Genomic DNA, 20,262 nt, shown 5'->3' on the forward strand with positions numbered 1-20,262 from the left:
CCGTGAGCGGATGTCATCGTCGGAGCGTGCCCAGAAACCAGTACGCGACGACCTCCGATTTCACCGGCCCCTTCGTGGGCAGCCGGGCCGTCAGCGAAGGAGACCTCACTCGTGCCCAGCTCCGCTCGGGGCCGTACAACCGGCTCTTCCAGGACGTCTACGCCCCGATAGGCATTCCTCGAGATCACGAACTGCGCTGCAAGGCCGCGATCCTCGTCGTACCCGACGGTGCGGTGCTGACCGGATGCTCGGCCGCGACGGTGCGTGGATTCCCGTTCTCGGCCGAGAACGACCTGGTGGAATTCGTGGTGCCCGAGGTGAAGGGCTTCCGTAGTCTGCGCGGAACGCAGCTCCGCCGGACCAGGCTGCTCGGCCAGGACTTCGAGCCATGGAGGGACGGCCTCATCGCGACACCGGCGCGGATGACGATGGACATCCTGACCGATACCCGGCTTCGGCGCTCCCTCGCCCGTGTCGTCGGTTTCCTGGATGTCCTGCTCCGAGCCGGATTCATCGACAGGGAGACACTCGACGAGTACTTGCGAACCAGGCACGACAACGGGATCGTCCGGGCGCGTCAGGCCTTGGACCTCTCGGACGGGCGCGCGGAGTCCGTCCCGGAGTCCGAGGTCAGGGTGTGGTTGAGGATCCACGGGATCGAGGCGGAGCCACAGGTCGAGGTGTACAGCGGGACCCGGTTCCACGGCCGGCTCGATCTCGCGATCCGCGAGGCCAAGCTCGCCATCGAATACGACGGCGCTTGGCACCTCGAAGGGGAACAACCACGGCTGGACGCGCGACGGCGGGCGTTGATAGAGGCCGAGGGCTGGGAGTTCGTCGTCATCACCAAAGAAGAGCTCTACGCCGACCCTCGTGCGATGGTGCGCAGGGTGGCGGCGGCACTCAACCAACGCGTTTAGTCCTCTGGATGCGGTACTTGCGTGTGCAACTACCGCATCCAGAGGACTAAACGCGGGTCACCAGACGTCGCCGGAGCGCCAATCAGCGGTGATCTCCCCGTCCAGGTCCAGCGTGACCCCCACCGGCAGCACGTGGATCGACCCGTCGTCCTCCTTCGTCGCCTTCACGCCCGAAAGCGTCATGGCCGACGAAGTACCGCGCCACAGCAGCCAGCCGCGCGAAGCGTAGAACTCCAGGGCGTCCTCGGACGCCGAGAGCGCCCCGAGGTCGTACGCCTTCCGCAGGACCCGCTCCAGCGCGTCCATCATCGCGGCGCCGTGCCCGCGCCGCCGGTGATCCGACCGGACGGCGACCGCCTCGACATAACCCGTCCGGAGGGCCCGCCCGTCGTGCACGAGCCGTCGCTGGACCAGTGACGCGTGTCCGATCAGCTCGCCGCTCTCCCACACCAGCGTGTGCATGCCGCCGAGGGCGTTCTCCCAGTCGTGGTCACTGAAATCGCCCTCGAAAGCGTCGTCCAGCAGAGCGCGTGCCGCGGCGAGCACGCCTGCTTCGAGGTCGGCGGTGTGCACGGTCCACAGGTCGGTCATTCCGCCATCTTCACCCGGCGGCGGCGTTCTGACCAGCGGGTTGTGACTCAGCAGCCGCACGACTGACGGTGTATGAAGCGCGGTGCGAGCCGTACGGATTCGGGTCGTCGCTCAGGGTCGGTGATCCGGGCCAGCAGGAGTTCGACGGCCTTGCGCCCGATCTCCTCGATCGGCTGCGCCATCGTGGTCACCGCCGGGGTCACCTGGCCCGCCCACTCCATGTCGCCGTAGCCGACGATCGCGAGGTCGCGCCCGATCCGGATGCCGAGCCGGTGCGCCTCGTACTGGACGCCGATCATCATCGCCTCGCTCGCCACCACGAGCGCCGTCGGCGACGGCCAGCTGTCGAGCAGTTTCGCGGTCGCGGCGGCCGCCCCGCCCGGGGTCGACTGACCGCACGCGACCAGCTGCGACGTCCAACGGATCCCCGAGCGGCCGAGGCCGAGCCGGTAGCCCAGCGCCCGTTCCTCGTGGGTGGCCATGTCCTCTTCGCCCGAGATGAAGCCGATCTTGCGGTGCCGCAGCCCGGCGAGGTGCCGCACGAGCGCGCACACGGCCTGGATGTTCTCGGAGCCGACCTGGTCGACGTCGTTGCGCCCCGCCATCCGGTCGACGAGCACGGTCGGCACACCCATCCGGACCAGCCCGTTGATCACCGCTTCGTCGCCGGCCGCCGGGACGAGCAGGACACCGTCGACGCGGTCGGCCCGCAGCGCGCGGATGACCGCGGCTTCCTCGGAGACGCTGTCGCCGGTGTCGGCGAGGGTGATTTCGCAGCCGTGACGACGCGCGGCGCGGCGGATGGCGCGGACGAGTTCCCCCGAGTAGGGGTTCGCGTGCATCGCCATGGCCACCCCGAACCGGTGGGTGACAGGGGTGTCATCCCACAGGGGTAACGCCGGGGACAATGCGGTCATCGCTCCATGCCTTCATCCGAGCCTGAATGACGGTAACGGCTGACGGAGCGTCGCCCGGCGGCGAGACCGGAAAGTCTCCCAACAATCATCAATGTGAGTGAACGAGAGCGCATCCGCAGGACGCGCGGTGGCGGAGCGTAGGCGGAATCCGCATCGTCTGGGCCTTGCGGGCGGGATCGTTGATCCGGGCCAGCAGCAGACGCACCGCCTGTGTGCCGATCTCCTCGATCGGCTGCGCCATCGTGGTCAGCGGCGGATCGACCAGATCGGCCCACTCGACGTCGTCGTAGACCACCACCGGCAGGTCGATCCCGGCGCGCAGGCCGCGTTTCCGCAACTCGTGCAGGACGCCGACCATCATGGTGTCGTTGGCGACCACCAGCGCCGTCGGCGGCGACGGCAGCGCGAGCAGCGTGCTGAGCGCGAGAGCCCCGCCCGCCTGCGAAGACTGCCCGCACGCGACCAGGTCCTCCGACCAGGTCAGTCCCGAGCGGCCGAGGCCGAGCCGGTAGCCGAGGATCCGCTCCTCGCTGGTGCTCAGCCCGGCGGTGCCGCTGATCATGCCGATCCGCTGATGCCCGAGCGACGCGAGATGCGCCGTCAGCGCGGACGTCGACTGGATGTTCTCCGCGCCCACCTGGTCGACGTCGGTACGCGTGGACAGCCTGTCGATGAGCACGGTCGGGACGTCGAGCGACACGAGCTCCCCGATCACCGAACCGTCGCCGGGCGATGGCGTGATCAGCAGCCCGTCGACCCGGCGGGAACGCAGTGTCCGGACGGTCTCACGCTCCGTGTCGACGGTGTTGTGCGTGTCCGCCAGCAAGACCGTGTACCCGGCCAACGCGGCTTCGCGCTCGATCGCCTGGATCAGCACGGCGAAGTACGGGTTCGCGATCAGGGAGATCGCGACGCCGATCGACCGCGTCCCGCCGGTGACCAGCGAGCGGGCGATGGCGTCGCCGGTGTAGCCGGTCTGCTCGATCGCGCGGAGGACCGCCAGTTTGGTCTCTTCGGCCACCGCTCTCGTCCCGTTGACCACATGGGACACGGTGGTGATCGAGACTCCCGCCAGCTCGGCGATGTCGCGTTGGGTGGGGCGGGACGAGCGAGACGGCGGCATCAACGTTCCTCGGTGAATGTCAGCTGGCAAGCGTTTGCGCAAACGCTTGCGAGTGAGCATAACCCTGTCTACCTTCCGGTCCATCACGGACAGCCTGGAATGGGAGGGCATCCCCATGAGACAGCGACGTCTCGCCGCGCTCGCCATGGCCGCCGCGTTAGCGGTGACCTCGGCCGGGTGCACCGTCGAACGCCACTGGGGTGGCGGATCGAAGGCAGGCGGTGGTGGCAAGGCCAAGGTCGGCCTGGTCACCAAGACCGACACCAACCCCTACTTCGTCGAACTGAGAGCGGCCGCCAAAGCCGCGGCCGAGGCGAACGGCGCGGAGTTCAGCGCGCTCGCCGGCCAGTTCGACGGTGACAACGACGGCCAGGTCCGGGCCATCGAGAACCTCATGCAGCAGGGTGCGAACACCATCCTGATCACGCCGAGTTCCTCGACCGGCGTCCTCGACGCCATCGACCGCGCCCGCAAGGCAGGCGTGCTGGTCATCGCGCTCGACACGGCGACCGAACCGGACACCGCCGTCGACGCCACCTTCGCCACGGACAATTTCGAGGCCGGACGTCAGCAGGGGGCGTACGTCAAAGCCGCCCTCGCGGGCAAGCCGCCGAAGCTGTTCATGGTGGACGGCACCGCCGGATCCACAGTGGACACCCAGCGGCACACCGGGTTCCTCAAGGGCATCGGGCTGACCGACGCGTCGCCGGAGATCAAGGGCAAGACGCCCGCGAACGGCGACCAGAGCCTGGCTCAGCAGGGCGTGGAGAACCTGTTGCAGCGCACCACCGACATCAACGCCGTCTACACGATGAACGAGCCGATGGGCCGCGGCACCTACGCCGCGCTCCAGGCCCGCGGGCTGGTGAACCAGCTCGTGATGGGCTCGATCGACGGCGGCTGCGAAGGCGTCAAGAACGTGCGCGACGGCCAGTACGCCGCCACGGTCATGCAGTTCCCGAAGAAGATGGCCGAGCAGGGCGTCCTCGCCGCCATCGAGTACGCCAAGACCGGGAAGAAACCGAGCGGGTTCGTGAACACCGGATCAGCGGTGATCACGGACAAGCCGATCCCGGGCGTGGAAAGCCAGGACACCAAGTGGGGCCTCGAGAACTGCTGGGGGACGAAATGAGCACGGCGACCCTCAAAGGCAACGAGCGGCCGACGATCGGTGAGTTCTTCCTCCGCGCGCCCGCCGTCGGGCCCGCGCTGGCCCTGCTCGTCGCGATCGTGGTGTTCTCACTGTCGACGGACACCTTCCTCGACCTCGACAACCTTTCCCTTGTGGTGCAACAGTCCCTGGTGGTCGGCACGCTCGCGCTCGGGCAGACGCTGATCATCCTGACCGCGGGCATCGACCTGGCCAACGCGGCCGCGATGGTCCTCGCCACGCTGATCATGGCGAAGCTCGTGGTCGGCGGCGTCTCCGGGATCTGGGCGCTGCTGCTGGGAATCGTGGCGACGGTGGTGATCGGCATGGTCACCGGTTCGCTGGTCACCCGGATCAAACTGCCACCGTTCATCGTCACGCTCGGCCTGCTCACGGTGCTCACCGCGGCCGCGAAACTGTTCGCGAGCGGCCAGGCCGTCCCGGTCGCCGACTCGCTGCTGAAGTGGCTCGGCACCCGGCGGTACCTGTTCGGCGGCATCCCGATCACCTACGGCATGACGCTCGCCTTGCTGATGTATCTGGGACTTTGGTACGCGCTCACGCGGACGCCGTGGGGCAAGCACGTCTACGCGGTCGGCAACGCGCCGGAATCCGCGCGGCTGTCCGGGATCAAGGTCAACCGCACGATCCTTTCGGTGTACATCGTCGCGGGTGTGATCGTCGGGATCGCCGCCTGGCAGGCGCTCGGCCGGGTGCCGAACGCCGACCCGAACGCGTTCCAGCTCGGCAACCTCGACTCCATCACCGCGGTGGTGCTCGGCGGCGCGAGCCTGTTCGGCGGCCGGGGTTCCGTACTCGGCACGATGATGGGCGCGCTGGTCGTCGCGGTCCTGCGGTCCGGCTTGACCCAGCTCGGCGTCGACGCGCTCTACCAGGACGTCGCCACCGGCGCCCTGCTCATCGGCGCGGTCTGCGTCGACCGGTTCGCGAGGAGGCAGCAGTCATGACGACGCCCACGTTGTCCGCTCAGGGACTGGTCAAACGCTACGGCCGGGTCACCGCGATCGACGGCGCCGACTTCGAACTGTTCCCCGGTGAGGTGCTCGCCGTCGTCGGCGACAACGGCGCCGGGAAATCGAGCCTCATCAAAGCCCTTTCGGGAGCGGTGATCCCGGACGCCGGTGAGATCAAAGTGGACGGTCAGGCCGTGCACTTCAAGTCCCCTTTGGACGCTCGCCACTACGGGATCGAGACGGTGTACCAGGATCTCGCCGTCGCGCCCGCGCTCGACATCGCGTCGAACATGTTCCTGGGCCGGGAAAAGCGGCGAAAGGACCTCTTCGGACAGTTGTTCAGGAAACTGGACACCGCGACCATGAGGGCCGACGCGCAGCGGATCCTGGACGAACTCGGCATCAACATCAAGTCCATCACGCAACCGGTGGAAACACTGTCCGGCGGGCAGCGCCAGGGTGTCGCGGTCGCGCGGGCGGCCGCTTTCGGCACCAAGGCGGTGATCATGGACGAGCCCACCGCCGCGCTCGGCGTCGCCGAATCCGGCAAGGTCCTGGACCTGATCAACCGGATCCGCGAACGCGGCTTGCCGGTGGTGCTGATCAGCCACAACATGCCGCACGTGTTCGACATCGCCGACCGCATCCACGTGCACCGCCTCGGAAAGCGAGTCGCGGTCGTCTCGCCGAAGACGCACACTATGAACCAGGTCGTCGGCCTGCTCACGGGTGCGCTGAAGATCGGTGAGAACGGCGAAGTCGAAGAAGTCGCCTCGGCCGTCCACACTGGACTGAGCTGATGGCATCTCAGCGGGAAAAAGTACTTCGATGCTAGTGAAAGTGCTGCTGGCGGGCCTGTGCACCGTCGACCAGGTTCAGCGCGTCGCCGAGATACCGGCGCCGGGCGAAAAGGTGCGTTCGCTGTCGATGGACGTCGCCGCCGGGGGGCCGGCGACGAACGCGGCGGTGACCGTGGCCGCGCTCGGCGCCGGGGCGACGTTGCTGACGGTCGCCGGCGCGCATCCGCTGGCGGCACTCGCCCGCGCCGACCTCGAAGCGCACGGCGTCGACCTGGTCGACCTCGATCCCGGACGGCCCGATCCGCCCGCCATCAGCGCCATCACCGTCCGTGACTCCGACGGCGAGCGCACCGTCGTCTCGCGCAACGCCCACGCTTCCTCGCGTTTCGTCCTCTCGATGCGGTCCTTGCACGCGCAATTACCGCATTCAGAGGACGAAATGCCCGGGTGTGTACTCCTGGACGGGCACCATCCGGAGGTCGCCCTGGCCGTCGCGCGCTGGGCGCGGGAGCGCGACGTGCCGGTGGTGCTCGACGCCGGGAGCTGGAAGCCGGTCTTCCCCGAACTCCTGCCGCTCGTCGACGTCGCGGCGTGCTCCTCGCTGTACCGCGGGGAAGACCCGCGCGAGCACGGTGTGCCGGTGGTCATCACGACCGCGGGCCCCGATCCGGTGCGCTGGTCGACGGCGGACGGATCCGGTGCGGTCCCCGTTCCCGTCACCCGGGCGCGTGACACGCTGGGCGCGGGCGACGTCTGGCACGGAGCTTTCGCGTACGCGGTCGCCAGGGACACCGGGGACGTCCCGGGCTGGATCGCGTTCGCCAACGAGGTGGCCGCCGAACGGGTGCGGCATGAAGGACCGAGGTCGTGGACGGCCGCGGTCGCGAAGATGGGAGAAGGACAGTCATGACCGCCATGCCTCCGGTGTTCGAGGACCTGTTGAGCAGGGCCCAGGCGCTGGCGAAGCCGGGACAGCGCAGCGTGCTCGGGATCGTCGGCGCCCCCGCGTCCGGCAAGACCACGCTGGCCTGGGGCCTCGCGAAGGCGCTGGGCACGAGGGCGGCCGTGGTCGGGATGGACGGCTTTCACCTGGCGCAGGTGGAGTTGCAGCGCCTCGGCCGGGTGGAGCGCAAGGGCGCGCCGGACACCTTCGACGCGGCCGGGTACGTGCACTTGCTGCGGAGGCTCGCCGAAGGCCGCGAGACCGTCTACGCGCCCGAGTTCCGCCGGGAGATCGAGGAGCCGATCGCCGGCGCCGTCGCGGTCACGCCGGACGTCCCGCTGGTGATCACCGAGGGTAACTACCTGCTCATGCAGGACGACCCGTGGAGCGGGGTGAAGCCGATCCTCGCCGAGTCTTGGTTCCTCGCGCCGGACGAGCCCGAGCGCATCGAGCGGCTCGTCTCACGGCACCGCCGCTACGGCCGTTCGCTGGTCGACGCGCGTCGCCGTGCCCTCGGTTCCGACCAGCGCAACGCCGATCTGATCGCGTCCACGAGCGGCCGGGCCGACTTGGTCCTCGAGAACCTCCCGCTGGTCAACTTCGCCATATGAGTGGGGTTCTCGTCGTCACGGGCGGCAGCAAGGGCATCGGCGCGGCGGTCTGCGAACTGGCCGCCGCGCGCGGTTACGACGTCGTCGTCAACTACGCGGGTGACGCCGAAGCGGCCGAAGACGTCGCTTCGCGTGTCCGTGAGCACGGCGTCCAAGCGATCACCCAGCGCGGTGACGTCGCGTCCGAAGACGACGTGGTGGCCCTGTTCGACGCCGCCGTCGCGCTCGGCCCGCTCGCCGGGGTGGTCGCGAACGCGGCCATCACCGGCAACACCCCGGGCCGCTTCGACGAATACGAGGTCGACGTCGTCCGCCGGGTGGTGGACGTCAACGTCACGGGCGTCTTCCTGTGCGTCCGCGAGGGCATCCGCCGCATGTCCACCCGGTACGGCGGCGAGGGCGGCGCGATCGTGACGTTGTCCTCCACCGCCGCGCGGACCGGCTCGCCCGGGGAATGGGTCCATTACGCGGGCACCAAGGCGGCCGTCGAGACGATGACCTACGGCGTGGCACAGGAAGTCGCCAAGGAATCCGTCCGGGTCAACGCGGTCGCGCCGGGGATGATCCACACCGGACTGCACGCGGCGGCCGGGATGCCCGATCGCATGGACCGGATCGCCCCGACCATCCCGATGGGACGGGCGGGCGAACCCGGTGAGGTCGCGGAAGCCGTGCTGTGGCTTCTTTCCCCCGCCGCGTCGTACACCACCGGGACGGTGCTGACCGTCGGCGGAGGGCGTTGACACCCAGGGCCACGAGGCGGTCACGAGGCGATATCGGGTCCGCGTGCGGTTCAGCCACTTTTTAACACCCTTTCCCGGCGGATATCACGATTCATGTGGGAAGTCGGCGGATCACCTCGTGGCCCCAGACGCCTGTGTCACCCTGGTGGCGCCCCCAAGCTTCTTGATCAGGACGGTCATCCCCGATGTCCAAGCTCATGTCTGTGCACCACCTGGCACTCACAGTGACCGATGTGGACCGGAGCGTGCCCTGGTACGCCCGCGTCCTCGAACTCGAGGAGTTCACGCGTCGCGAAGACCCGGAAACGGGGCTGCGGAAGGTCGTGCTGCGGTCGCCGAGCGAGGGTTTCGCGGTGGTTCTCGTCGAGCACCAGGACACCGAGCGGCCGCGGTTCGACGAACGGCGGACAGGTCTGGACCACGTGGCGTTCAAGGTCTCTTCGCGGTCGGAGCTGGCGGAGTGGGAAGCGCGGCTCTCGGAGTACGGCGTCGTTTACTCGCCGTCGAAGGGATCGCGGACCTTGGAAGGCTCGTCGGTCATCGTCTTCCGTGACCCGGACGGGATCCAGCTGGAGATCTGGGCCGATCCCGAGGTTTAAGCCGTGCTCGCCGCCTGATCACACGTGTCGTCCATCGGATCACGCGTGTCGTCCGTTTGATCACGAGAGGCGAGCGGTGAATCGCTGGTAGCGCGGGGGCTGCCGTCCGGTGATGGTCGACGATGGACGACACGCGTGATCAGACGGACGACACACGTGTGTGAACGGACGACACGGAGGTTCAGGTCGTCGCGCGGTCTTCGACGTCTTCGGCGGGGCGCCGCATCTCCTGGCGGTAGCGGAGCACGCCGTAAGCCGTGCCCACCACGAAGAACGCGACGCTGATCCACAAGGCCGCCGTCTTGACCCACGGCAGCTGGTCCAGCAGACCGGCGCCGTAGTAGCCGAGCAGCACCAGAGTCGGCACCCAGAGCAGCCCGCCGAGCGCTGTCGCGAGCGCGAACCGGCGCGGATCCATCCGCGCGGCCCCCGCGATGAGCGGCGCCAGCGTGCGGATCCACGGGATCCAGCGCGCGGCGACGATGGCGAAGAAACCCCTGCGATCGAGGAAGCTCCTGGCGCGGTCGAGGTTGTGCTTGTTCAGTACCTTGCCGCCGCGTCGCGCGATCAGTTTCGTGCCCGTGCCCCGGCCGATGTAATAACCCACCTGGTTGCCGACGATCGCGACGAGCAGCGCGGCGGCCGACAGCAGCCACGCGTTCAGGTCGGAGCCGTGCTGCGCGAGGACGACTCCGGCCGCGAACAACAGGGAGTCGCCGGGCAGGAACAGCCCGATGATCAGCGCGCACTCCACGAAGATGAAGCTCAGCACGATCACCCAGACGAGCACGGGCCCGGCGGTGTCGAGCCAGCTCACGCCGATGCTCGCGGCCTCGGTGTACACCTCACTCACGACGCGAGCCTACGTGTACTCGGCGAACCCCACGCGGCCGAACCATGAAATGAACGGACCTTCCCTGCGATTTCGACTGGTCTCGGGTGACCGCCCGCCGGATGACATGAGGGGTCCCCATGGGACGAATTTCGCCCTATGGGGACCCCTTATGACACTCGCGCCTAGTGCTCCACGAGTTCGTCCAGCGCCTGGTCGTAGCTCAGCCGGACGTCGTGCTCGGCCTGGTCGCCGCCCAGCAGCTCCACCCGGCTGGTGGCCGGCGGGTAGCCGCTGGCGATCACCGTGTAGGTCCCGGCGGGCAGGTCACTGACCGTGTAGTTGCCCTCCGCGTCGGTCCTCGCCACGGCGGCGACGCCGCCCGAGGAGTCGAGCACGGTGATCCGCGCGTCCGGCACGACCCGCTCGCCGTCGGTGCGGGCGACCCCGCTCAGCAGGATCGTGCTGACCAGTTCGACGTCGTGGCGCAGCACCCCGGCGCCGCTCGCGGTCAGCGTCGCCGCGACCGGCCGGAACCAGCGACCGCTGGCGACGATCGTGTACCGCCCGCCCACGATGCCGGCGAAGGAGTACACGCCGTTCTCGTTCGTGTGCGTCCTCGCCACCTGGTTGCCGTTGTGGTCGATCAGGGTCAGCGCCGCCCCCGCGACGTTGGTCGCGTCGTCCCGGCGGACATGCCCGCTGATCTGCGCGGACCCCGCCCGATGGACGCCGTTGCCGTTCCCGTTGGTCAGCGCGTGCTTGCCGGGTTCGACGGGAGCGACGGGCGCGGTCACGACGGTCTTCTCGGAAGCCGTCTCGGCAGGCGCGGCCTCCTCTTCGAGAAGAGCTTCGCCGCCTTCAAGAGCCGAAGCCGCCGAAGGGGCCGAGCCGCCGAGCAGCGGGATCTCCTTCATGAACATCAGGACCAGCGTCGCCAGCAGCGCGACCGCGCCCGCCACGTAGAACACCGTGGTGATCGACTCGGTGAAGCCGATCAGCACCGGGGTCTTGATGGCCTCGGGCAGGCTCGCGATACCGCTCGTGTTGGACTGGATGTCACCCAGCGCCGCGGCACCGGGGCCGCTCGGCGGGTTGCCGCCGAACGCCTTGGTGATGTTGCCCGGCAGGACGTTGAACAGGATCGTCAGGAACACCGCGACACCCGCGGTACCACCGATCTGCCGGAAGAACGTCGCCGACGCTGTCGAGACGCCCATGTCGCTGCGCGGGCCCGCGTTCTGCACCGCGATGATCAGCGTCTGCATGCAGGCACCGAGGCCGAGGCCGATGATCGCGGCCGCGACCAGCGGGTGCCACAGCGCGCTGTTGTACTCGACCTGCGCGAAGAAGAACGCGCCCGCCGCGATCAGCAGCGTGCCGACCACCGGGAACACCTTGTAGCGACCGGTCTTGCTGGTGATCTGGCCCGAGATGATCGATCCGCTCATGATGCCCGCCATCAGCGGGATCATCAGCAGGCCCGACTCGGTCGGCGAGAACTCCTGCACCACCTGCATGTACTGCGGGATCATCATGATCGCGCCGAACATCGCGACACCGACGATGATGCCGCCGACGATCGCGACCGTGAAGGTCGAGTTCTTGAACAGCCGCAGCGGGATCAGGGCCGCGTCCTTCATCAGCTTCTCGATGAAGATGAAGGCCACCACGCCGATGGCGCCGATGATGTAGCAGATGATCGCGTTCTGCGAGCCCCAGCCCCACTTGTTGCCCTGCTCGGCGACGATCAGGAACGGCACCACGGCGACGACGAGCGCGAGCCCGCCCCACCAGTCGATCTTGTGGTCGTGGCGCTGGTGCGGCACGTTGAGCACCTTCGCGACGACGAACAGCGCGACGATCGCGATCGGCACGTTGATCAGGAAGACCCAGCGCCAGCCGGCGATGTCGTAGCCGAAGACGCTGCCGAGCTTGTCGAAGTCGGCGAAGAACCCGCCGAGCACCGGGCCGAGCACGGTGGAGATACCGAACACGGCGAGGAAGTAGCCCTGGTAGCGGGCGCGTTCCCGCGGCGGCACGATGTCGCCCATGATCGTCATCGCCAGCGACATCAGACCACCGGCGCCGAGACCCTGGATCGCGCGGAACGCGGCCAGTTCGTACATCGACGTCGCGAACGCCGAAGCGATCGAACCGACGAGGAAGATCGAAATCGCCGCGATGTAGAACGGTTTGCGCCCGTAGATGTCGGACAGCTTGCCGTAGATCGGGGTGACGATCGTCGAGGTGATCAGGTAGGCCGTGGTGATCCAGGCCTGCAGGTCGAACCCGTTGAGGTCATTCGCGATGCGGACGATCGAGGTACCCACGATCGTCTGGTCGAGCGCCGCCAGGAACATGCCCGACATCAGGCCGATCAGGATCGTGACGATCTGACGGTGACTGAGCCGGGGCCCCTCTTCGTGAACGGATGGCGGACTTTCCACTGCGGTACTCATTGTTCAGGCCCCCTTGGCCTTAGACGCCGATGCGGGATCGGCGAACTGTGGAGATGTTTTTTCGATGTCGTTGTTCAGCCGTCGGAACAGCGAGTTGAGGGTTTCCCGGTCGGCGTCGGTCCAATCGCCGAGTACCTCGGCGAGCCACTGGTTCCGCTGCTTGCGGTTCTCCTCGAAGACCCGGAGTCCTTCGGCGGTCGGTGCGAGCAGGCAGGCGCGGCCGTCTTCGGGGTCGGCCAGGCGTTCGACCAGCCCGTGCTGGACGAGGGAGCTCGACTGCCTGCTGATGGTCGAGATCTCGGAGTGCAGGAACTCGGCGAGCTTGCTGGTCCGCTGGGGCCCGACGTGGATGAGGCAGAAGAGGATCGCGTACGCGGCCCGCTCGATGCCGTCGGGTCCCTGCTTGGACACCTGGGACTTGGCCCGGTTGACCAGGCGCACGAGCCGCACGAGCTCGTGCCCGAGGGTGTCGGCCAGGTCGAGGTCGGCCTTCGACCTGGTGCCGGGTGTCGTGGGTGTCATGATGGTCTCTCTCGCCGGTTGCTTGGTCACTGCAACTAGTTGCCTTGAGCAAGGATGTTCCTCTTGGAGGAGCTTCGCAAGGAGAAAGTGACCGGGTGTGTCTGATGACACTTTAGTTGCCGCATGCAAGCACATTTATTCGTGCATGTTTGTCCGGTTCGCCCTGAGCTGCACTTTTGCTTTGATGGAGTCATGACCGACTCCGCGCTCTACGCGATCCTCGCCGGCCGCAACTTCGGCACGCTGGCCACCATCAAGCGTGACGGCAGGCCCCAGCTTTCGACCGTCAACTACCTCTACGACGCGGACGCCGCCGCGCTCCTGATCTCGATCACCGCGCCACGGGCCAAGACCAAGAACCTCCTGCGCGACCCTCGGGCGACGTTCCATGTCTCGACCGAGAGCGGCGACGGCTACGTCGTCGTCGAGGGTCCGGCCGTGCTCACGCCGACCGCCGCTTCGCGTGACGACGCGACCGTCGACGCGCTGGTGGACCACTACCGGCGGGCCCGTGGCGAACATCCGGACTGGGACGAGTTCCGGGACGCCATGGTCGCCGACCAGCGGGTGCTGCTGACCATCCCGATCGAGCGCGTCTACGGCCTGCAGATGTAGCCCTTCCGCGTTTCGTCCTCTGAACGCGGTACTTGCGTGCGCAACTACCGCGTTCAGAGGACGAAACGCGAGGTGTTCAGCGGGCGATGCGGGCCTTGATCTCGTCGATCCGGTCGAGCAGGGGGCTCGCGTCGTCCCGGCCGAGCGCCGCCCGCAGGTAGAGACCGTCGCCGACCAGGATGACCAGCTCGGCGGTCAGCGGGTCGCCGACGTGTTCGCTGATCAGGTCGTGGACCTTCTGGTTGTAGACCTGCACGACCTCGGCGACCCGCGGTTCGTTGAGCATGATCCGGATCGTCGCCATGGTCGTGCGGTGCAGTGGCTTGCGCTGGGTCACGTCGGTGATCGCGGTGCGCAGGTACCAGGAAACGACGCCTTCCGGCGCGCTCTTCGCCTGCTCCAGATCCTCGTCCGACAAGGTGGCGAGACGTTCCAGCAGGCCGTCGACCAGGGCTTCCTTGGAGCCGAAATGGTAAAGCAGGCCGCCCTTCGAGACCCCGGCGTGCGCGGCGACGGCCTCGAGGGTGACCCCGCCGGGGCCTTGCTCGATGAGGATCTCCTCGTACGAGTCGAGGATGCGTTCCTTCGCGGTGGGCTTCGCCATATCAGTTGACTATACCGTCTGGACGGTTTAGTTTCGAACCCGGGCGGTAACTGTACCGTCCAGACGGTTTAGCTGAAGGAGAGTGCGCCATGGCGGGGCGCAAGCAGTGGTGGGCGTTGGCGGTACTGGTGCTTCCGGTGCTGCTGATCAGCGTGGACATGACCGTGCTCGGGTTCGCGCTGCCGTTCCTGTCCGAGGATCTGGCACCCACCGGTGCTGAGCAGTTGTGGATCGTCGACATCTATTCGTTCATGCTGGCGGGCCTGCTGGTCCTGATGGGCACGCTCGGCGACCGCATCGGCCGTCGCAAGCTGCTGCTCATGGGCGCCGCGGCGTTCGGTGCCGCGTCGGTGCTCGCGGCCTTCTCGACCAGCGCGTTCATGCTGATCATCGCCCGGGCGCTGCTCGGGGTCGGTGGCGCGACGCTGATGCCGTCGACGCTGTCGCTGATCCGCAGCATCTTCCTCGACCCCAAACAGCGCCGGACCGCGATCGCGGTGTGGAGCGCCGGGTTCTCCAGCGGTATGGCGCTCGGGCCGGTGCTCGGCGGCTGGTTGCTGGAGCACTTCTGGTGGGGTTCGGTGTTCCTCATCAACGTCCCGGTGATGCTGGTGCTGCTGGTCGCCGGACCGTTCGTGCTGCCGGAGGCGCGTGACCCGAAGCCGGGCCGGTTCGACCCGTTGTCGGCGCTGCTGTCGCTGGCCGCGATGCTGCCGGTGGTCTACGGCATCAAGCTGGTCGCCGAACACGGCTTCGGGCTGAAGGCGGTGATCAGCGTGCTGATCGGTCTCACGCTCGGCTACTTGTTCGTCCGCAGGCAGAACCGTCTCGACGAGCCGATGCTCGACCTGAAGCTGTTCTCGAACCGGGCCTTCAGTGGCTCCGTCGTGACGAACATGCTCGGCGTGTTCGCCATGGTCGGCCTGCTGTTCCTGGTGCCGCAGTACCTGCAACTGGTGCTCGGACTGACCCCGGTCGTCGCCGCGCTGTGGATGCTCCCGGCGACGGTCGCCGGTATCGCCGGCGCGCTGCTCGCGGCCTGGCTCGCGAAGCGGATCCGGGTCTCCGTGCTGGTCAGTGGTGGTCTTCTGGTCGCCGCGGTCGGGTTCCTGGCGCTGACGCAGGTGTCGTCCGGCGGCGGGCTCGCGTACGTCGTGGTGTCGTTCACGCTGCTCGGGGGCGGTGTCGCCCTGTCGGAGACGCTGACGAACGACCTGGTCATCTCGGCCGCCCCGGCCGAGCGTGCCGGTGCCGCGTCGGCGATCTCCGAGACCGGGTTCGAGCTGGGCGGCGCGCTCGGCACCGCGATCCTGGGCAGTGTCGCGACCGCGGTCTACCGGTCCGGCCTGCCTGAGGGGACGGCCGAGTCCGCGCGGGACACGCTCGGCGGCGCCGTCGCGACCGCGCAGCAGCTCGACCCCGTCGCGGGGCAGGCACTCCTGGAATCGGCTCGTGAGGCCTTCACCCAGGGGGTGCACGTCACCGCATGGGCGGGCGTAGCCGTGCTCGTCTATACAGGTGTTCAAGCCTTCGTTCTGCTCGATCGGAAAAAAAGTTCCACAGTGCGGATCTAATGGAGCTTACGATGAGGGCATGAGCAGCAACCACGCCCTGGTCACCCGGCTCCGCGAGCAACTCGGCACCGCCGCCGTGCTCACCGACACCGACGTCACGGACGCTTATTCGCGCGACATGATGCCGCTGGCCGCCAGCGGCAAGCCGCTCGCTGTGGTGCTGCCGTCCGACACGGAAGGTGTGCAGGCCGTGGTCAAGGCCTGCGCGGAGTTCGAGGTGCCGATCGTGCCCCGCGGCGCCGGCAGTGGTCTGTCCGGCGCCGCGAACGCGATCGACGGCTGTGTCGTGCTGGTGCTGACCAAACTCGATCAGATCGTCGAGATCGACGAGGGCAACCGGCTGGCCGTCGTGCAGCCCGGTGTGGTGAACCTCGACTTCCGCAACGCGGTGGAGAAGCACGGCCTGTTCTATCCGCCCGACCCCTCCAGCTACGACTGGTGCACCATCGGCGGCAACCTGTCCACCAACGCCGGTGGGCTGTGCTGCGTGAAGTACGGCGTCACCACGGATTCCGTGCTGGGACTGGAAGTCGTGCTCGCCGACGGGTCGGTGCTGAAGACCGGGCGCCGCACGGTGAAGGGCGTCGCGGGCTACGACCTCGCGCGGCTCTTCGTCGGCAGTGAAGGCACGCTCGGCGTGATCACGCAGGCGACGGTCGCGCTGAAACCGTTGCCACAACTGCCTTCCACGCTCGTCGCCGCCTTCAACAGCACGGAGGCCGCCGGTGAGGCCGTCGCGCGGGTCGTGCGTGAGGGGCTGGTGCCGTCGCTGATGGAGATCATGGACGCGACGTCCATCAAGGCCGCCGAGGCCTACCTCAAGACCGACCTCGGCACGAGCTCGGACTGCAAAGCCTTGCTGCTCGCGCAATCCGACGCCGGCGGCGAGGTCGCGCGGAAGGAACTCGCGGTGCTGGAACAGATCTGCGTCGACTGCGGCGCGGATCTGGCCTACGCCACCGAGGATCTCGAAGAGGGCAAGATGCTGCTCCAGGCGCGGCGGGTCGTGCTCACCGCGCTGGAGATGTACGGCGTCTGGCTGACCGACGACGTCTGCGTGCCGCGCACCCGGATCGCCGAGCTGATCGCCGGCTGCGAGCGGATCAGCGAGGAGGTCGGGCTGCGGATCGCCGTCGTCGGCCACGCCGGCGACGGCAACATGCACCCGACGATCGTCTACGCGCCGGATTCCGAGGAGGAGTTCGCCCGCGCGCGGACGGCCTTCGACGCGATTCTCGAGGTCGCCCTGTCACTGGGCGGGACGGTCACCGGCGAGCACGGCATCGGCAGGATCAAGCGCGAGTGGCTGGCCAAGGAGATCGGCGAGGTCGGCATCCGCGTTCATCGCCAGATCAAGCAGGCCCTCGACCCGGGGAACCTCTTCAACCCGGGCTCGATGTTCTCCCTCTAGCTCCGAGTCACGTCTCCAATCACGCGAGTCACGTCTCCAATCACGCGAGTCACGTCTTCAAGCACGCGAGTTCCGCGCTCAATCACACGAGTTACGTGCCGGATCACGCGGGCGCGCCGTTTTGTCCGGCCCGACGTTCTCGCTCCAGGTGTCTGCCGGGCCGCGGAAAACGTCCGCTGGAGGGTGTGTGGAACGTCCGCTAGGCGGGTCGGCGTGCTCAGAGGCGGGACTCGCGTGCTCAGAGACGTGACTCACGTGCTTGAGCGCGGAACTCACGTGACTGGACGGACGACACGTGTGACTAGATGGACGACACGTGTGACTGGACGGACGACACGCCCACCGCACGGACCTGCACGCGTGCCGTCCGTCTGGACACGCGTGTCGTCCGTCTGAGCACGCGTGCCGTCCGTTCAAGCACGCGAGTTCGCCATTTCGCGCGGGGCTGGATGTCGCGGGAGGGTCAGTCGCGGATGCGCGGGATCTGCTGAGTGATGTCCTCGGCGGTGTCGGCGACGAGACCGGTGGCGGTGTCCGAGTGCTTCTTCTCGCGCCGCGCCTTCAGGTACTCGATCGCGATCGGCACCACGGACACCAGCACGATCAGGATGAAGATCGCGTCGATGTTCTTCTCGATGAAGGCGACCCCGCCGAGCAGGTGGCCGAGCGCGGTGATCCCGGCGGCCCACAGGATGCCGCCGATGACGGTGTAGGTGAAGTACTTCTTCGGGTCCATCTTGCCGATACCGGCGATCCAGGTGATGAACGTCCGCACGAACGGCACGAACCGCGCCAGCACGACCGCCTTCGGCCCGTGCTTTTCCAGGAACGCGTGTGTCTGATCGACGTACTTCTTGTTGAAGAACTTCGAATCCGGCTTGCGGAACAGCCAAGGCCCGATCTTCCAGCCGAGGCCGTAGCCGAGCATGTTGCCGATCAGGGCGGCGAGCGTGACCAGCACGCACACCAGCCAGAGCGGGGCCTTGATCGAGCCGTTGGCGATGAGCAGGCCCGCGGTGAACAGCAGGGAGTCGCCGGGCAGCACCGGAAAGACGCTGCTTTCGATGAAGATGATCAGGCAGAGCACTGTGATGACCGGGACGGTCAGCCCGCTCAGCAGGATCTTCGGGTCCAGCCACTCGGGCAGGAGGCCCATCGTCGTCACGGTGTTCTGCGCCAGGATCACACCAAAACGGTACAGGGTGACGCTGAGTGCCTTGACCCGGCGGGAGACGCGGCTCAGATCAGCGTGAGCAGCCCGATCACCGAACCGGCGGCCAGCCCCAGGAGCACGGCCAGCAGCAACACCCAGTACGCGGGCAACGGGGCACTGCCGGGCGAAGGAGCCGGAGGCGGCGTCGGACGCTCTGCCAGCCTGGCCGTCTCCGCGTCCTCCAGCGCGACGCGCTCCCGTTCGAGCGAGTCGGCACCGGCGCCGGAGAGCAGCCCGTACTGCAGCGGCAGCTCGTTTTCCCCGGAAGGCGACTCGGGCGTGTCCGAATCACTCTCCGTGTCCGTTTCGACCGGTTTCTCGGTGGAAGTCTCGGAGATCCGCTCCGCTGAAGGGGCGAAGACGGCCTGAGCGCGCAGGGCGTCGGCTAGGAGCTTCTCCGGGTCCTTGGGCTCGCTCATCCGGGACTCCCTTCGCCGCTACCCGTCGCTGACCGACACACCGCCTTCGACCGCGCCACTGAGCGGGGCCGTGGCGCTCAATGTAGCCGCAGCCTCGTCCTTGACCCATTCGCCCTGACGAAGCACCTTGGCCGGCCGCAGGTCGCGGTCGAGCACGACGACGTCCGCCGCGAGCCCGGCGCGCAGGGAGCCCGTCCGGTCCGCGATGCCGAGCAGTTCGGCGGGCCGTCCGGAGGTCGCGCGGACCGCGTCGAGCAGGTCGATGCCCGCGCCGCGGACCAGGTTGCGGAAGGCCGCGTCCATGGTCAGGGTGCTGCCGGCCAGCGAACCGTTCCCGGCCAGGGTGGCGACGCCGTCACGGACGTCGACCTCCAGGCGGCCGAGGATGTAGCTGCCGTCGGCGGCGTCGGTGGCCGACATCGCGTCGGTGATGAGCACCGTCCGGCCCTTGCCCGCGTGGTGCGCGGCCAGCCTGAGCACGGTCGGGTGCACGTGGACGAGATCGCAGATCAGCTCGACGGTGATCCGCTCGTCGTCGAGGAGGGCGCCGATCGGGCCCGGCTCGCGGTGATGGAGGGGCCGCATGGCGTTGAAGAGGTGCGTCGCGACGGAGGCGCCCGCGTCGATCGCGGGGATGATCTGGTCTTCGACGCCGTCGGTGTGGCCGATGGCGGCGATGACGCCCGATTCGGCCAGTTGCCGGACCGCCTTGATCCCGCCGTGCAGTTCGGGGGCGAGGGTGACCATCCGGATGTCGCCGCGGCCGGCGCCGAGAAGCGCGTTGACCGTCGCCGTGTCCGGCTCGATCAGCGTCGCCGGGTCGTGCGCTCCGCAACGGGCCTTGGAGATGAAGGGTCCTTCGAGGTGAATTCCGGCAAGTTCACCCTCTTGGACCAGCTCACGGAGTGCCGCGATCTGGTCCCTGAGCACCGGGATGGGGTCCGAGACCAGACTGCCGAGCATGGTCGTGGTCCCGTGCCGCCGATGCGCGCGGACCGCGCGGAACAGCTCCTCGGGGTTCCCGCTGGAGAACGACCCGCCCCCACCGCCGTGGCAGTGGGTGTCGATGAAGCCGGGTACGACCAGGCACCCGTCGACGTCTACGCGGTCGATGTCCGGGGGTGTCCCGGTACCGACTTGGACGATCTTGCTGCCGGCGATAGCCAGCCAGCCGTCGTCGAGTACACGGTCCGGGGCGACTACCCGGCCGCCCACGATCACGAAATCTCCGGCGCCTCT

General features: G+C 68.0%; 21 protein-coding genes. 11 read left to right on the forward strand and 10 right to left on the reverse strand.

Annotation, left to right across the window (positions count from 1 at the left end):
* The first annotated feature begins 26 nt into the window (after window positions 1-26).
* Window positions 27-920, forward strand: a complete 894-nt coding sequence (locus tag ACFWMR_RS12605) for an endonuclease domain-containing protein (protein WP_378378449.1) — start codon at window positions 27-29, stop codon at window positions 918-920.
* 57 nt (window positions 921-977) lie between these two features.
* On the opposite strand, the gene ACFWMR_RS12610 is transcribed toward ACFWMR_RS12605, so the two are convergent.
* From ACFWMR_RS12610 to ACFWMR_RS12620, 3 genes are all read right to left on the reverse strand, one after another.
* On the reverse strand, window positions 978-1,511 hold the full coding sequence (locus ACFWMR_RS12610; protein ID WP_378378450.1) for a GNAT family N-acetyltransferase: 534 nt from the start codon (window positions 1,509-1,511) through the stop codon (window positions 978-980).
* A 47-nt stretch (window positions 1,512-1,558) separates the two neighbouring features.
* Window positions 1,559-2,428, reverse strand: coding sequence for a LacI family DNA-binding transcriptional regulator (locus tag ACFWMR_RS12615; protein ID WP_167405991.1), 870 nt, complete (start codon window positions 2,426-2,428; stop codon window positions 1,559-1,561).
* Window positions 2,429-2,516: 88 nt separating this feature from the next.
* Window positions 2,517-3,551: a LacI family DNA-binding transcriptional regulator gene (locus ACFWMR_RS12620; RefSeq protein ID WP_378276424.1), complete on the reverse strand. Its 1,035-nt coding sequence runs from the start codon at window positions 3,549-3,551 to the stop codon at window positions 2,517-2,519.
* 115 nt (window positions 3,552-3,666) lie between these two features.
* Between ACFWMR_RS12620 and ACFWMR_RS12625 the strand changes: the two genes are divergently transcribed.
* The 7 genes from ACFWMR_RS12625 to ACFWMR_RS12655 all read left to right on the forward strand — a co-directional run bounded on the left by ACFWMR_RS12625 (window position 3,667) and on the right by ACFWMR_RS12655 (window position 9,371).
* Window positions 3,667-4,683, forward strand: coding sequence for a substrate-binding domain-containing protein (locus ACFWMR_RS12625; RefSeq protein ID WP_093932485.1), 1,017 nt, complete (start codon window positions 3,667-3,669; stop codon window positions 4,681-4,683).
* On the forward strand, window positions 4,680-5,669 hold the full coding sequence (locus ACFWMR_RS12630; protein ID WP_093932484.1) for an ABC transporter permease: 990 nt from the start codon (window positions 4,680-4,682) through the stop codon (window positions 5,667-5,669). The genes ACFWMR_RS12625 and ACFWMR_RS12630 overlap by 4 nt, the downstream gene beginning before the upstream one ends.
* Window positions 5,666-6,475, forward strand: a complete 810-nt coding sequence (locus ACFWMR_RS12635; RefSeq protein WP_378378451.1) for an ATP-binding cassette domain-containing protein — start codon at window positions 5,666-5,668, stop codon at window positions 6,473-6,475. The genes ACFWMR_RS12630 and ACFWMR_RS12635 overlap by 4 nt, the downstream gene beginning before the upstream one ends.
* Before the next feature lie 40 nt (window positions 6,476-6,515).
* The gene (locus tag ACFWMR_RS12640; RefSeq protein ID WP_378378485.1) at window positions 6,516-7,385 is read left to right on the forward strand and encodes a PfkB family carbohydrate kinase; all 870 of its coding nucleotides are present in this window, start codon (window positions 6,516-6,518) and stop codon (window positions 7,383-7,385) included.
* Complete coding sequence (locus ACFWMR_RS12645; RefSeq protein ID WP_093932481.1) at window positions 7,382-8,029, forward strand: nucleoside/nucleotide kinase family protein; 648 nt, start codon at window positions 7,382-7,384, stop codon at window positions 8,027-8,029. Before ACFWMR_RS12640 ends, ACFWMR_RS12645 begins: the two co-directional genes overlap by 4 nt.
* A complete protein-coding gene (locus ACFWMR_RS12650; RefSeq protein ID WP_378378452.1) occupies window positions 8,026-8,772 on the forward strand; it encodes an SDR family oxidoreductase in 747 nt (248 codons plus the stop codon). Before ACFWMR_RS12645 ends, ACFWMR_RS12650 begins: the two co-directional genes overlap by 4 nt.
* A gap of 185 nt (window positions 8,773-8,957) precedes the next feature.
* Window positions 8,958-9,371 carry a VOC family protein gene (locus tag ACFWMR_RS12655; protein WP_005160702.1) on the forward strand — a complete coding sequence of 138 codons (414 nt, stop codon included), beginning with the start codon at window positions 8,958-8,960 and terminating at the stop codon, window positions 9,369-9,371.
* Between the two features lie 181 nt (window positions 9,372-9,552).
* Here the strand turns inward: ACFWMR_RS12655 and ACFWMR_RS12660 are convergent, their stop codons facing one another.
* The 3 genes from ACFWMR_RS12660 to ACFWMR_RS12670 form a co-directional block, all read right to left on the reverse strand.
* A complete protein-coding gene (locus tag ACFWMR_RS12660) occupies window positions 9,553-10,224 on the reverse strand; it encodes a DedA family protein (protein WP_378378453.1) in 672 nt (223 codons plus the stop codon).
* Between the two features lie 164 nt (window positions 10,225-10,388).
* On the reverse strand, window positions 10,389-12,665 hold the full coding sequence (locus tag ACFWMR_RS12665) for an MFS transporter (protein ID WP_093932478.1): 2,277 nt from the start codon (window positions 12,663-12,665) through the stop codon (window positions 10,389-10,391).
* 3 nt (window positions 12,666-12,668) lie between these two features.
* A complete protein-coding gene (locus ACFWMR_RS12670; RefSeq protein ID WP_093932551.1) occupies window positions 12,669-13,187 on the reverse strand; it encodes a MarR family winged helix-turn-helix transcriptional regulator in 519 nt (172 codons plus the stop codon).
* Between the two features lie 192 nt (window positions 13,188-13,379).
* Here ACFWMR_RS12670 and ACFWMR_RS12675 point away from each other — a divergent pair, with 192 nt between their 5' ends.
* Window positions 13,380-13,802 (forward strand): PPOX class F420-dependent oxidoreductase, encoded by a 423-nt coding sequence (locus ACFWMR_RS12675; protein ID WP_093932477.1) that lies wholly within the window; start codon window positions 13,380-13,382, stop codon window positions 13,800-13,802.
* A 76-nt stretch (window positions 13,803-13,878) separates the two neighbouring features.
* Here ACFWMR_RS12675 and ACFWMR_RS12680 read toward each other — a convergent pair whose 3' ends face one another.
* Complete coding sequence (locus ACFWMR_RS12680; RefSeq protein WP_093932476.1) at window positions 13,879-14,406, reverse strand: TetR/AcrR family transcriptional regulator; 528 nt, start codon at window positions 14,404-14,406, stop codon at window positions 13,879-13,881.
* An 89-nt stretch (window positions 14,407-14,495) separates the two neighbouring features.
* On the opposite strand from ACFWMR_RS12680, the gene ACFWMR_RS12685 reads away from it, so the two are divergent.
* Together ACFWMR_RS12685 and ACFWMR_RS12690 are read left to right on the forward strand one after the other, a co-directional pair.
* Window positions 14,496-15,980 carry an MFS transporter gene (locus ACFWMR_RS12685; protein WP_093932475.1) on the forward strand — a complete coding sequence of 495 codons (1,485 nt, stop codon included), beginning with the start codon at window positions 14,496-14,498 and terminating at the stop codon, window positions 15,978-15,980.
* Between the two features lie 19 nt (window positions 15,981-15,999).
* Window positions 16,000-17,391, forward strand: coding sequence for an FAD-binding oxidoreductase (locus ACFWMR_RS12690; protein ID WP_378378454.1), 1,392 nt, complete (start codon window positions 16,000-16,002; stop codon window positions 17,389-17,391).
* 463 nt (window positions 17,392-17,854) lie between these two features.
* On the opposite strand, the gene ACFWMR_RS12695 is transcribed toward ACFWMR_RS12690, so the two are convergent.
* Genes ACFWMR_RS12695 through nagA form a run of 3 tightly spaced genes read right to left on the reverse strand, consistent with a single transcriptional unit; the run spans window position 17,855 to window position 20,244 of the window.
* A complete protein-coding gene (locus ACFWMR_RS12695) occupies window positions 17,855-18,577 on the reverse strand; it encodes a DedA family protein (RefSeq protein ID WP_093932473.1) in 723 nt (240 codons plus the stop codon).
* 53 nt (window positions 18,578-18,630) lie between these two features.
* Entirely contained in the window at window positions 18,631-19,023 is a 393-nt protein-coding gene (locus ACFWMR_RS12700; protein ID WP_378378455.1) for a hypothetical protein, read from the reverse strand.
* Between the two features lie 18 nt (window positions 19,024-19,041).
* The gene (nagA, locus tag ACFWMR_RS12705; protein WP_378378486.1) at window positions 19,042-20,244 is read right to left on the reverse strand and encodes an N-acetylglucosamine-6-phosphate deacetylase; all 1,203 of its coding nucleotides are present in this window, start codon (window positions 20,242-20,244) and stop codon (window positions 19,042-19,044) included.
* Window positions 20,245-20,262 lie beyond the last annotated feature (18 nt).

Origin of the sequence: Amycolatopsis thailandensis, assembly GCF_042723255.1 — a bacterium.
Taxonomy (GTDB): domain Bacteria; phylum Actinomycetota; class Actinomycetes; order Mycobacteriales; family Pseudonocardiaceae; genus Amycolatopsis; species Amycolatopsis thailandensis.